This is a genomic window from Burkholderiales bacterium (genome assembly GCA_035543335.1).
GTDB lineage: Bacteria > Pseudomonadota > Gammaproteobacteria > Burkholderiales > JAHFRG01 > JAHFRG01.
In genome coordinates this window covers 230,201-243,338 of record DASZZH010000025.1, presented here as the reverse complement: position 1 = coordinate 243,338, position 13,138 = coordinate 230,201, and the positions used below count along the sequence as shown (strand labels likewise).

The 13,138-nt window shown below is 58.6% G+C and carries 13 protein-coding genes; 11 read left to right on the top strand and 2 right to left on the bottom strand.

Features of this window, described 5'->3' with window-relative positions; translation table 11 throughout:
- Positions 1-33 precede the first annotated feature (33 nt).
- From atpE to glmS, 10 genes are all read left to right on the top strand, one after another.
- Positions 34-336 (top strand): F0F1 ATP synthase subunit C, encoded by a 303-nt coding sequence (atpE, locus tag VHE58_06325; GenBank protein ID HVS26901.1) that lies wholly within the window; start codon positions 34-36, stop codon positions 334-336.
- An 18-nt stretch (positions 337-354) separates the two neighbouring features.
- Positions 355-825: a F0F1 ATP synthase subunit B gene (locus tag VHE58_06320; GenBank protein ID HVS26900.1), complete on the top strand. Its 471-nt coding sequence runs from the start codon at positions 355-357 to the stop codon at positions 823-825.
- Between the two features lie 6 nt (positions 826-831).
- Positions 832-1,368, top strand: coding sequence for a F0F1 ATP synthase subunit delta (locus VHE58_06315; protein ID HVS26899.1), 537 nt, complete (start codon positions 832-834; stop codon positions 1,366-1,368).
- 33 nt (positions 1,369-1,401) lie between these two features.
- On the top strand, positions 1,402-2,943 hold the full coding sequence (gene atpA, locus VHE58_06310) for a F0F1 ATP synthase subunit alpha (protein ID HVS26898.1): 1,542 nt from the start codon (positions 1,402-1,404) through the stop codon (positions 2,941-2,943).
- A gap of 11 nt (positions 2,944-2,954) precedes the next feature.
- Positions 2,955-3,818, top strand: a complete 864-nt coding sequence (gene atpG / locus VHE58_06305; protein HVS26897.1) for a F0F1 ATP synthase subunit gamma — start codon at positions 2,955-2,957, stop codon at positions 3,816-3,818.
- 250 nt (positions 3,819-4,068) lie between these two features.
- Positions 4,069-5,478 carry a F0F1 ATP synthase subunit beta gene (gene atpD / locus VHE58_06300; GenBank protein ID HVS26896.1) on the top strand — a complete coding sequence of 470 codons (1,410 nt, stop codon included), beginning with the start codon at positions 4,069-4,071 and terminating at the stop codon, positions 5,476-5,478.
- Between the two features lie 112 nt (positions 5,479-5,590).
- Positions 5,591-6,010 (top strand): F0F1 ATP synthase subunit epsilon, encoded by a 420-nt coding sequence (locus VHE58_06295; protein ID HVS26895.1) that lies wholly within the window; start codon positions 5,591-5,593, stop codon positions 6,008-6,010.
- A 78-nt stretch (positions 6,011-6,088) separates the two neighbouring features.
- Positions 6,089-7,594 (top strand): glycerol-3-phosphate dehydrogenase, encoded by a 1,506-nt coding sequence (gene glpD / locus VHE58_06290; protein ID HVS26894.1) that lies wholly within the window; start codon positions 6,089-6,091, stop codon positions 7,592-7,594.
- A 42-nt stretch (positions 7,595-7,636) separates the two neighbouring features.
- A complete protein-coding gene (glmU, locus tag VHE58_06285; protein HVS26893.1) occupies positions 7,637-9,001 on the top strand; it encodes a bifunctional UDP-N-acetylglucosamine diphosphorylase/glucosamine-1-phosphate N-acetyltransferase GlmU in 1,365 nt (454 codons plus the stop codon).
- A gap of 10 nt (positions 9,002-9,011) precedes the next feature.
- Positions 9,012-10,841 carry a glutamine--fructose-6-phosphate transaminase (isomerizing) gene (gene glmS / locus VHE58_06280; protein HVS26892.1) on the top strand — a complete coding sequence of 610 codons (1,830 nt, stop codon included), beginning with the start codon at positions 9,012-9,014 and terminating at the stop codon, positions 10,839-10,841.
- Positions 10,842-10,874: 33 nt separating this feature from the next.
- Here glmS and VHE58_06275 read toward each other — a convergent pair whose 3' ends face one another.
- Complete coding sequence (locus VHE58_06275) at positions 10,875-11,015, bottom strand: hypothetical protein (GenBank protein HVS26891.1); 141 nt, start codon at positions 11,013-11,015, stop codon at positions 10,875-10,877.
- A gap of 251 nt (positions 11,016-11,266) precedes the next feature.
- On the opposite strand from VHE58_06275, the gene VHE58_06270 reads away from it, so the two are divergent.
- Positions 11,267-12,271, top strand: coding sequence for a Fic family protein (locus VHE58_06270; protein HVS26890.1), 1,005 nt, complete (start codon positions 11,267-11,269; stop codon positions 12,269-12,271).
- Between the two features lie 95 nt (positions 12,272-12,366).
- On the opposite strand, the gene VHE58_06265 is transcribed toward VHE58_06270, so the two are convergent.
- A complete protein-coding gene (locus VHE58_06265; GenBank protein HVS26889.1) occupies positions 12,367-13,116 on the bottom strand; it encodes a metallophosphoesterase in 750 nt (249 codons plus the stop codon).
- Positions 13,117-13,138: the final 22 nt, after the last annotated feature.

Here is a 13,138-nt window from a genome sequence, read left to right as displayed (position 1 = left end):
CATTTTTTGCCGTAATTTTTAGGGAGAGAAAGCATGGAATCAGGCATGATTAATCTGGTCGGCATGATTTACGCCTACACCGCAGTGGGTGTGGGCATTATTCTCGCCGCCGCAGGATTGGGTTCCGCGTTGGGCTGGGGCCTCATCTGCGCAAAATATATGGAAGGCATTGCACGGCAGCCGGAGATGCTGCCGGTGTTGCGCATACAGATGTTTATCACTGCCGGCTTGATGGAATCCTTCCCCTTCATCGTGCTGGCCTTCGCGATGTACTTCACATTCGCCAATCCGTTTCTCGGAGCGGCGCTGAACGCCATCAAGGCAGCGGGCGGTTAATTCTCGAGGAGTTGAGACGTGAACGTAACGGCAACGCTTTTTGGTCAGATGATCACCTTTGCGGTGTTGGTTTGGTTTATTCAACGCTTTCTTTGGGGGCCTTTGACCCGCATGCTGGCGGAGCGCAACAAGCGCATCGCCGACGGCCTTGCCGCTGCGGAACGCGGCAAGCAGGAGCTGGAAATGGCCGGCAAGCGCTCTGCGGAAGTGCTGCAGGACGGCAAGCATCGGGCTGCCGACATCATCGCCCAGGCGGAGAAACGCGCCCTGCAAATCATCGAGGAAGCCAAGCATGCGGCCAAGGCCGAGGGCAACCGCATGATCGCCGGCGCCAAGGCGGAAATCGCGCAGGAAGTGAGCCGCGCCAAGGAAGCGCTGCGCAGCCAGGTGGCGGCTTTGGCGGTGGCGGGCGCCGAGAAAATTCTGCGCCGTGAAGTGGACGCCAAGGCGCACGCCGATCTGCTGAAAGTCATCCAAACCGAACTGTAAAACGCCATGGCGGAAAACGTCACGATTGCGCGGCCTTACGCCGAAGCCGTATTCAAGCTGGCCAGGGAAAAAAACACCTTGGCCAAATGGTCGGACATGCTCGCGTACCTGGAAGTGGTTGTGACAGAACCGCGGGTACAAGCCATCATCGGCAACCCGAATTTCAGCGCGGAGCAAACCGAAAACCTGCTGCTGGGTATTTGTGGAGAGAAACTCGATGGCACGGGCAGGAATTTCGTGCAAGTGCTCGAGCGCAACGACCGCCTTCCCTTGCTGCCGGAAATCCGGGAGTTGTTTGAAGCGCTCAAGGCGGAACAGGAAGGCGTGCTCGAAGTGAAGATTGATTCAGCGTTTCCACTGAGCAAAAAACAGACGGGCGAACTGGAGCGCCGTCTCGAAGGCAGGTACCAGCGCAAAATCGTCACTCAGGTAAGTGTGGAACCCGAATTAATTGGCGGCGTGAAAATCGCGGTCGGCGACCATGTTCTCGATGCCACGGTGCGCGGCAAATTGGAAGCGATGCGTACCGCATTGACAAGATAAATCCACAACCCCCAGTTTTGTTCAGGAGCAGAAATGCAAGTTAACCCCTCGGAAATCAGTGAACTGATAAAAAACAAGATCGAGAACCTCGCGGTTTCGGCGGAATCGCGCACGCAGGGCACGGTGATTTCCGTAACCGATGGCATCTGCCGCATACACGGCCTCTCCGACGTAATGCAGGGTGAGATGCTGGAATATCCCAAGAACACTTTTGGCCTCGCGCTTAATCTGGAGCGCGACTCGGTGGGCTCGGTGGTGCTGGGCGAATACGAGCATATCACCGAAGGCGATATCGTGAAGTGCACCGGCCGCATCCTAGAAGTCCCGGTGGGCGAAGCGCTGATCGGGCGCGTGGTGGACTCGCTTGGCAAGCCTATAGACGGCAAAGGCCCGATTCAGGCCAAGGAGACCTCGCCCATCGAAAAAATCGCGCCGGGGGTGATCTGGCGCAAGTCGGTATCGCAGCCGGTGCAAACCGGCTTGAAGTCCATTGACTCCATGGTGCCAATTGGCCGTGGCCAGCGCGAGCTCATCATCGGCGACCGCCAGACGGGTAAAACCGCGGTGGCGATGGACACCATCATCAACCAGCAGGGCAAGGACCTGATTTGTATTTATGTCGCGATAGGACAAAAAGCATCCAGCGTCGTCAACGTGGTGAGGAAGCTCGAAGAGCACGGCGCCATGGCCTATACCATCGTGGTGGCGGCTTCCGCCTCCGAATCCGCCGCGATGCAGTACATCGCGCCCTATTCCGGCTGCAGCATGGGCGAGTACTTCCGCGACCGCGGCCGGGACGCGCTGATTATTTACGACGACCTCACCAAGCAGGCCTGGGCCTATCGGCAGATTTCGCTGCTGCTGCGCCGCCCTCCGGGGCGCGAAGCCTATCCCGGCGACGTGTTTTATCTGCACTCGCGTCTGTTGGAGCGCGCAGCGCGGGTGAACGAGGAATATGTCGAGCACTACACCAATGGCAAAGTCAAAGGCAGGACCGGAAGTTTGACAGCGCTGCCGATAATTGAAACCCAGGCCGGCGACGTGACTGCGTTCGTGCCGACCAACGTGATTTCTATTACCGACGGCCAGATTTTTTTGGAAACCGACCTGTTCAACGCAGGCATCCGTCCCGCCATCAACGCCGGCATCTCGGTTTCGCGGGTGGGCGGAGCGGCGCAGACCAAGGTGATTAAAAAGCTGGGTGGCGGCGTGCGCCTGGCGCTCGCGCAATACCGCGAGCTGGCGGCTTTTGCGCAGTTTGCTTCAGATCTGGATGAAGCGACCCGCAAGCAGCTGGAGCGCGGCCGCATGGTGACCGAACTCATGAAACAGCCGCAATACGAACCGCTGCAGGTGTGGGAAATGGCGTTGACGCTGTTTGCGGTGAACAACGGTTATTTCGACGACATTGATGTGAAGAAGGCGCTTTCCGCCGAGCGCGGGATGCGCGATTACATCAAGGGCAAGTATGGAGACGTGGTGAAGCGCATCGAGGACACCAAGGATTTGTCCAAAGACGACGAAGGCAAGTTGCATGAAGCAATGAAGGATTTTAAGAAGAACGCGGCATATTAAAAGGACCTGCCATGCCCGGCTCAAAGGAAATCCGTAACAAAATAAAAAGCGTCCAAAACACGCGCAAAATAACCAAAGCCATGGAAATGGTCGCGGCCTCAAAAATGCGCAGGGCGCAGGAGCGCATGCGACACGCCCGTCCTTATGGCGAAAAAATCCGCAACATCGCCGCGCATCTCTCCCACGCCAATCCCGAATACCGTCACCCCTTTTTGGTTGAGCGCGACACGGTGAAGAAAGTGGGCCTCATTCTGATTACCACCGACAAGGGCCTGTGCGGGGGCCTTAACACCAACGTGGTCAGGCTCACCCTCAGCAGAATGAAAGAGTGGGAATCCCAAGGCGAGCAGTTCGAGGTCTGCTGCATCGGCAACAAAGGCCTTGGCTTCATGCAGCGCCTAGGTGCGAATATCGTGTCGCAGGTCGTGGGCCTCGGCGACAAGCCGCACATGGAAAAACTCATCGGCGCGGTGAAGGTTATGCTCGACGGCTACACTCAGGACCGTTTCGGCCGCTTGATGATTTTCTTCACCCGCTTCATCAACACCATGAAGCAGGAGCCCGTGATGGAGCAATTGCTGCCATTCTCGGGCGAGAGACTGGGCGCGCCGGGGGGCAGGTGGGACTACATCTACGAGCCCGATGCGAAGGATGTGCTGGATGAGGTATTGAAGCGCTACATTGAGATGCTGGTCTATCAGGCGGTGTGCGAAAACATGGCGTCCGAGCAGTCGGCGCGCATGGTGGCGATGAAAGCGGCTTCCGACAACGCCGGCAACGTGATTGACGAACTCACCCTGGTCTACAACAAATCGCGCCAGGCGGCGATTACCAAGGAGTTGTCCGAGATCGTGGGTGGCGCGGCGGCAGTATGACGCGATACTCTGGACGATCGGGTGAGACTTATGTGCGTGAAGCGCACGTTACGGCGAGACCAAATCGTCCAGGCGCGGCGGCTGTTTAACTTTTTTTACTTTAAGAAAGGACTGCAAAACTCCAAAGCGAAGCAATAACGAGGCGCGCGGGTTGAGCAAACCGGAGTGTACACGACAGTACATGAGGATTTGCGAAGCCCGAGCAACAAAGTTAGCGCGAGCGACGAGTTTTGCAGCACATAGGGAAAAGATGAGTGAAGGAAAGATAGTACAGTGCATCGGCGCGGTAATCGACGTGGAATTTGCTCGCGAGGGAATGCCCAATATTTATGACGCGCTCACGCTTGATCCCCAGTACAAGGTCGATCTGACGCTGGAAGTGCAGCAGCAGCTGGGCGATGGCGTGGTGCGCACCATCGCGCTGGGACCAAGCGACGGCCTGCGCCGCGGCATGGTGGTGAAAAATACCGGCGCGCCGATTTCCGTGCCGGTAGGACACGGCACGCTCGGCCGGATCATGGACGTTCTCGGCCGTCCAATCGACGAAGGCGGCCCGGTCAAGTGTGACGAGAAGCGCCCGATTCATCAGAAAGCGCCGACTTTCGAAGAGCTCTCCCCCAGCCAGGAGCTGCTGGAGACCGGCATCAAGGTGATCGACCTGGTATGCCCGTTCGCCAAGGGCGGCAAGGTGGGCCTGTTCGGCGGCGCCGGTGTCGGCAAAACTGTCAACATGTTAGAGCTCATCAACAACATCGCTAAAGCGCGCTCGGGTCTCTCCGTTTTCGCCGGCGTGGGCGAGCGCACCCGCGAGGGCAACGACTTCTATCACGAGATGGTAGAGGCAGGCGTCATTAAGCTCGATAATCTGACCGAATCAAAAGTGGCGATGGTGTTCGGGCAGATGAACGAGCCGCCAGGCAATCGCCTGCGCGTGGGATTGAGCGGCGTCACCATGGCGGAATACTTCCGCGATGAAGGCCGTGACGTACTGCTCTTCATCGACAACATTTACCGCTTCACGCTGGCGGGAGTTGAAGTTTCTGCGCTGCTCGGCCGCATGCCCTCGGCGGTGGGCTACCAGCCCACGCTGGCTGAGGAAATGGGCCGCTTGCAGGAGCGCATTACCTCGACCAAAACCGGCTCGATTACCTCGGTGCAGGCGATATTCGTGCCGGCGGACGATCTGACCGACCCGTCTCCCGCCACCACCTTCGGCCACCTGGATTCCACCGTGGTGCTCTCGCGCGACATCGCGTCGCTCGGCATTTATCCCGCGGTGGACCCGCTGGATTCGACCTCGCGCCAGGTGGACCCCAACGTGATTGGCGAGGAACACTACAATACCACGCGCTCGGTGCAGGCGACGCTGCAGCGCTACAAGGAATTGCGCGACATCATCGCGATTCTCGGCATGGACGAGCTCTCGCCCGAGGACAAGCTGATCGTGTCCCGCGCCCGCAAGATCCAGCGCTTTCTGTCGCAACCCTTCAGCGTGGCGGAAAACTTCACCGGTCAGAAAGGCAAATTTGTGCCGCTCAAAGAGACCATCAAGGGCTTTAAGGGCATTGTCAATGGCGACTATGACCAGCTGCCCGAGCAGGCGTTCTACATGGTCGGCACGATTGAAGAAGCGGTCGAGAAAGCGAAGACATTGCAGTGATGAAGAGGAGCGTGAACCAGTGAATAAGTGAACAAGTGAACGAGGAAATCGAGGCATAACGTCCTCTTTTTACCCGTTCACCATTCACCCGTTCACCCGTTCACAGAGCAAAATGGCCAATACCATACACGTAGATATCGTCAGCGCTGAAGAATCCATTTTCTCAGGCGAGGCGGAATTCGTGGTGCTTCCCGGCGAAATGGGCGAACTCGGCATTTATCCGCACCACGCGCCGTTGATGACCCACATCAAGCCCGGAGCGGTACGGATGAAAATCCCGAACCAGGAAGAAGAAATCCTAGTTTTTGTGGCGGGCGGCATCCTGGAAGTGCAGCCGAACCTGATTACCGTACTCGCCGACACCGCGATCCGCGGCAAGGATTTGGACGAAGCGAAAGCGCTGGAAGCGATGAAGCAAGCGGAGGAAGCCAGGCGCAACGCCAAGGACAAGCAGGAAGTGGCGGTGGTCGAGGCCGAGCTCGCCTCCCTTGCGGCTCAACTCGCTGCGATCCGCAAGCTGCGCAAGAAGTAACTTGGTGGCAAGCGCCCCCCGGTTAAAATTGCAGAGGCAGCTTCGGCTGCCTTTTGTTTTTTTGCGGGCTTAGCGACCATGGCGCAGGACACGGTTGACCTTCTGATCATCGGCGGCGGTATTAACGGCGCCGGCATTGCGCGCGATGCCGCAGGGCGCGGGCTTTCGGTCGTGCTTTGTGAACAGAACGACCTTGGCTCGGCGACTTCATCAGCGAGCAGCAAGCTGATTCACGGCGGCTTGCGCTACCTCGAGCATTGCGCGTTTCGATTGGTATCGGAGGCGCTGACGGAACGCGAGGTCCTGCTCGACGCCGCGCCTCATCTGATTTCTCCCATTCAATTCGTTCTGCCCCATGTGAAAGAATTGCGGCCGCGGTGGATGCTGCGTTTGGGGCTCATGCTGTATGACCATCTCGGCAGCAGGCACCGGCTTTCCGGCTCGCGCGCCGTGGATTTGCGCAGCACAGTATATGGGGCGGCACTGAAAGCCGAGTTCGAAAGAGGCTTCGTTTATACCGATTGCCGGGTGGATGATGCCAGGCTGGTGGTTGCCAACGCGCGCAGCGCGCAAGAACTCGGCGCGCAGATTTTGACCCGCACCCGTTGTGTTTTGGCAAAACGCAGCGGCGGGTGGTGGGATGCAGTACTTGAGCGTGGCCCCGAGAATATAGCAGTCAAGGCGAGGGCTTTGGTCAACGCCGCCGGTCCCTGGGCGCGGGCGTTGTTTACCGACGTGATTCAGCAGCCATCCAGGCACAAGGTCCGCTTGGTGAAAGGCAGCCACATCGTAGTGCCGCGGCAGTATAAAGGAGATCATGCTTATTTGCTGCAAAACCGTGACCGCCGCATCGTGCTGATGATTCCCTTCCAGGAACAATTCACTCTGATCGGCACGACGGACATTCCATATCAAGGCGACCCCGCCTCGGTCGTTATTTCGGATTCTGAAGCCGGCTATCTTTGTGACGCGGTAAACCGTTATCTGACATATAGGATCACACCTGCTGCTGTGGTCTGGCGCTACAGCGGGGTGCGCGCGCTTTACGACGACGGTCACGCCAACCCTTCCCGGGTCACCCGTGACTACCAGCTCATCGTGGACACGGATAATCAGGGAAGACTGCCGCTGCTTTCGGTGTTTGGCGGAAAAATCACAACTTTCCGCAGGCTTTCGGAGCAGGCGCTGGACAAGCTTTTTCCCTGGTTTTTGCAGATGAAACCCGCCTGGACTTCCGGCACGTTTTTGCCTGGCGGCGATATCGCGGATTTCGAGCGCTTCCTCGCCGATTTAACGGACACTTATCCCCAGCTTCCTCAATCCTTGTTGCGCGCCTTGGCCCGCCGTCACGGCAGCCTGGCGCGTGAAGTATTAAGCGAAGCGCGGGAAGAATCGGATTTGGGCCTGCACTTCGGCGCCGGATTGTACCAGCGGGAAGTGGATTATTTCATCGAACGCGAATGGGCAAAAAACGCGGAAGACATTTTGTGGCGGCGTACTAAAGCTGGTCTGCACTTCAACCGCGCGGGCAAAGAGGCGCTCGAGCGTTATGCTTTCAACCGCGGCAGCGTAGGACAGCGCTGAAATCCGCCGGCCCTTGTGCGATAATCCCGCGATAAAACTATGTTGAATATCGTTATCCTCGCCGCCGGCCTGGGCAAGCGCATGCACTCGGATTTGCCCAAGGTGCTGCACCCGCTTGCCGGAAAGCCGCTTCTGCAATATGTGCTGGAAAGCGCGCGCGCGTTGAAGCCCGCGAAACTCTGCGTGGTGTACGGCCTCGGCGGCAACGCCGTGCCTGAACGCTTCGGTGGCGATGGAGCGGTGATGGTGAAGCAGGAACCGCAGCTGGGCACCGGCCATGCGTTGAAGCAGGCGCTGCCGCAGCTGGTCAAGGACGGAATCACTCTCGTGTTGTGCGGCGATGTGCCGTTGATCGCGGCAGACACGCTCAAGCGCATGCTCAAGCCCAACCAACTCACGCTGATGACGGTGGAGCTGGATGACCCGGCCGGTTACGGCCGTATCGTGCGCGGCAAAGACGGTAATGTGGTGCGCATTGTCGAGCAGAAAGACGCGAGTGCGGCGGAGAAAAAAATCCGCGAAGTCAACACTGGCATCATGGCGCTTCCCACGTCGCAGCTCCCGGGCTGGTTAAGCAAGCTCGGAAACAAAAACGCGCAGAAGGAATACTATCTTACCGACGTGGTGGCGCTGGCGATCAAGGACGGAGTTAAAGTTTCCGCCGTTCAACCGCAACATGTTTGGGAAACGCTGGGCGTCAACAGCAAAGCGCAGCTTGCGCAACTTGAGCGCCTGTATCAAACGGAGCGCGCTCATCAACTGCTCGAGCAGGGCGTGACTATTGCCGATCCCGAACGGATTGATATTCGCGGCGAGCTCGCCTGCGGGCGGGACGTGGAAATCGACATCGGCTGTATCTTCGAAGGCGCCGTGGCCTTGGGCAATAATGTTAAAGTGGGCGCGTATTGCGTGCTGAAAGACGTGAAAATTGCAGCGGGAACCGAGCTTCTGCCTTATTGCGTGATTGAAGGCGCGGAAATCGGCAGGGATTGCCGTGTCGGACCTTATTCACGCATCCGCCCCGGAACCCTGCTGGATGCTGGGGCGCATATCGGCAATTTTGTCGAAGTGAAGAACAGCCGCGTCGGCCTTAAAAGCAAGGCCAATCACTTAAGCTACGTCGGCGATACCACGGTCGGCAAAAACGTCAACATCGGCGCGGGCACGATTACCTGCAATTATGACGGAGCAAACAAGCACCGCACGGTAATTGAAGACGACGTGTTCATCGGCTCCGACACCCAACTCGTCGCGCCGGTGACCGTGCACAAGGGCGCGACCATCGGCGCCGGCACCACCGTGACCCGGGACGCGCCGGCGGGAGAGCTCACGATTTCGCGGGTGAAGCAGGTATCAGTGAGCGGCTGGAAGCGCCCGGTGAGGAAAACCGTGAGGAGTAAGGAGTGAGGAGTAAACCGTGTGTGGAATAGTCGGGGCGATTGCCCGCCATAACGTCGTGCCGATTTTGCTCGAAGGCCTGCGCCGCCTCGAATATCGCGGCTACGACTCGGCCGGCCTCGCGGTGATTAACGGCGGCTTGAAACGCATCCGCAGCGTGGGCCGTATCGCCGAACTGAGCAACCAGGCGCAAAAACAAAACGTGCAGGGACAGCTGGGCATCGCTCACACCCGCTGGGCGACGCATGGTGCGCCCACCGAGAAGAACGCCCACCCGCACGTGAGCGGCGGCACGCTGGCGGTGGTTCACAACGGCATCATCGAAAACCACGAGGTGCTGCGCGCGCGGCTGAAGAAACTCGGCTACGAGTTTACTTCCGACACCGACACCGAGGTGATTGCCCACCTCATCCATCATTACTATGAGCGCGAAAAAAATCTGCTGACCGCGACGCAGAAAGCGGTGGCGGAACTCACCGGCGCCTATGCGATAGGCGTGATTGCGGGCGATGCGACGGACCATCTGGTGTGCGCCCGCAAAGGCAGTCCCCTGCTGCTGGGGCTCGGCGTCGGCGAAAATTTCCTCGCCTCCGACGCGTCTGCGCTGCTGCCGGTGACGCAGAAAATGGTTTACCTCGAAGAAGGCGACGTCGCCGACATCGAGCTTTCCGGTTATACGATTTACGACGCCAGGGGGAAAAAGGTCGAGCGGCCGGTGCACGTGAGCAATCTCAGCCCGGAGACGGCGGAGCTCGGAACCTACCGCCATTTCATGGAAAAGGAAATCCACGAGCAGCCGCGCGCGATTGCCGACACCCTGGAAGGCGTGATGTACGGCGCGGCGCTCACGCCGGCAATCTTTGGCCCTGGCGCGGCGAAAACTCTCGCGCGCGTGAAAAGCGTGCTGATGGTCGCCTGCGGCACAAGCTTTCACGCCGGCCTGGTGGCGCGCTACTGGATGGAGGGACTGGCCGGCCTGCCCTGCAACGTCGAAGTGGCGAGCGAATACCGCTACCGCGACAGCGTGCCTAATCCCGATGCGCTGGTGATTACGATTTCGCAATCGGGCGAGACGGCGGACACCGTGGCGGCGTTGAAGCACGCCAAATCGCTCGGCCACGTGCACACGCTGTGCGTTTGCAACGTTCCCGAATCGGCGCTGGTTCGCGAATCGGGCTTAAGGTTCATGACCCGGGCGGGGCCGGAAATCGGCGTCGCCTCGACCAAAGCCTTCACCACCCAGTTGGTCGCGCTGTTTCTGCTCGCGCTCGTCCTTGCCAAGCAGCGCAAGCGCTTAAGCAAGGAGCGCGAAGCCGAATGGGTCTTAGCGCTGCGCCATCTGCCGACTGCGGTGCAAAACGTGCTGGGGCTGGAAAAGCAGGTGATGGCCTGGGCGGAGAAATTCGCGGTGAAGCAGCACGCGCTGTTCTTGGGGCGCGGCATTCATTATCCGATCGCCATGGAAGGCGCGTTGAAGCTCAAGGAAATTTCCTACATCCACGCCGAGGCCTATCCGGCGGGAGAATTGAAGCACGGCCCGCTCGCGCTGGTGGACCAGGACATGCCGGTGGTAGCGGTCGCGCCTAATGACGCGCTGCTCGAAAAGCTCAAGTCAAACTTGCAGGAGGTCCGCGCCCGCGGCGGCGAGCTTTACGTTTTCGCTGACGCCGACTCCCGCGTTCAGGAAGGCGAGGCGATACACGTCATTCGCATGCAGGAGCACGCGGGTTATTTGAGCCCGATACTCCACGTTGTGCCGCTGCAGCTCCTCGCCTATCACGCCGCACTGCAACGGGGTACCGATGTGGACAAGCCACGCAATCTCGCCAAGTCGGTGACGGTGGAATAATCGTTGCAACACGTCAGGTTTGGTCTGCGGGCTTTATTTAATCCGGGCCCCTAGTTCGAGCCTTGCCCCGATAATCTTTACCAGCACCCTTTTGCGGCGGCGGCCGTCGAACTCGCCGTAGAAAATCTGGTCCCAGGGCCAGAAGTCGAGCTTGCCGCCGGTGACGGCGACCACGACTTCGGCAGCTAGGTCGTAATTACCTAAATTGGGGGTTATCGCTCCCTTTCTGGGAACGAATCGGTTGAGACTTTCCGACGAGCTTAAACGTCCGCAAGCCGAAACCGCCGCCGAACTCGACGCTCTGCTTCCTCCCATCCTCGACCATGCGTTCAAAGGCGAACTATAGGGCAAGTCTTGCCGCTGCTTGAGCCACAGGTTGACTGATAACTTGACTTATACTTGACTTACGGCGTAAGCTCAGCGCCATGAGCTATCAGCCGAAGTTCACCATCACCCCGCAGTTGCTTACCCGCGTCGAAGAAATAGCGGCGCTGCGGGGTTGGATTGTGAACGCCGCAGTCGAAGTGCCTTGGATTCCGACGTTGCAGAAGGACACGCGGGCACGCCTCGCGCACTCCTCGACGGCGATTGAAGGCAATCCGCTGACTCTTGAACAAGTGCGGGCCGTTGAGGAGGGCCGCGAACTGGCGACGGTCAGCACCCGGGACAAGCGGGAGGTGCTGAATTATTTTGCGGCGCTGCGGCATCTCGAGAAGCACGCCAAGAAGAGTCTCATCACCCACGAGGATGTCCTCAAGCTTCACAAAATCATCGCGGGGAACGTGATGAACCAGGGAGAGGCAGGACGCTACCGCACAACGCAGGTTCGAGTGGGCTCATACGTGCCACCGCCGCCGGAGCAGGTATCCGGTCTCATGTTTGAGTTTCTGCAATGGTGGAACAAGACATCGGGGATATTGTCGCCAGTTATCAGTTCCGCGATCGTCCATTATCGGTTCGAAGCCATTCATCCTTTCGCTGACGGCAATGGACGGACGGGCCGCGCGCTGGCTCTATGGGAGTTGTACCGGCGCGGGTTCGATACGCACCACATTTTCTCGGTGGACGAGTACTACTGGGAGAACCGGCCTCGTTATTACGCGGCCCTGCGGGCCGTGCCGCAGCAAGGCGATGATCTGACCTCTTGGCTGGAATACGCTGCGGAAGGATTATTGCTGACACTCCAGCAGGTCTGGAAGCGTGTGCAAGGTCTGTCGGCTCAGTCGAAAGGAAAAAAACTGGTGCTGCGACCCAAACAGGAGCAATTGCTGCAACTGCTTCGTGAGCGGGGCAGCATGAGTCCCAAGGAAATCTGGGATGGGTTAGGTGTCTCCAAGCAAGGCGCGATTGACTTGCTACGGCCGCTCATGGAAGCGGATTTGGTCAAGCGCGAGGGTACGCGAAAGTCCGGCCGGTATCTCCTGGCGTAAGCCCGGGTGTCGCAACCATTACTCCCCGATGATTTTCACCAGTACCCTTTTGCAGCGGCGGCCGTCAAATTCGCTTCTCTCATAAGGCGCGAACTTTAAAGCTCTATCACCAGCCGAGGGTCAAATTGCTTGTTGAGCCTGAGGCCATGGTGGCCGCGCGGGTTGCACACCACATGGGTACTCGAAATCTCATAGTCAAACTTGCTGTGTGTCTGGCCGTGCACCCAGAGCGCAACCGGCTTGCCCATCAGGTGCTCCATGCGGTTGACATAAGCCGCGCTACCGTGAGTGAACTCGTCCAGGTATTCGGGCGCAATTGACAGAATGGATGGCGCGTGATGGGTAATCACAACCGTCTTGCCGTCAAAGGGCTCATTGAGTTTTTTCCGCAGCCATGCCTTGAATTCGGTGTGCTTCTTCTGGGTGTCTTCGGGACGAAGCTTGCGAAAGCCCATGCCGGCCCGGATTTCGCGGTAATCGCTCATCGTCTGGCGCGCATCCGACATGGCCAGCTGGAGATTGCCGGTTGCCGAGAAGTCCGTCCAACAGGTGCCGCCCAAAAAGCGAACGTTCTCCTGAATAGCTTCATCGCACTCGAGCACGCGTACGTTTGTGCCGGCGGTTTTTTGCTTGAGCCGCTTCACCGTGCGCTCAAGATGCCCGCCGTAGAACTCGTAGTTCCCAAGGACATAATAGACAGGCACCGAAAAGTGTTTAACTGCCCAGTCAATGCCATGTTCCTGCACATGAATATCCCCGGCAAGAATGACCGCGTCCGCGCTGGTGTCAGGCGGGACGAAATCGCCTAACTCCAGGTGCAGGTTACTGAGAATATGCAGTCTCATGTTCCCTCCGGAATCGCCTTTC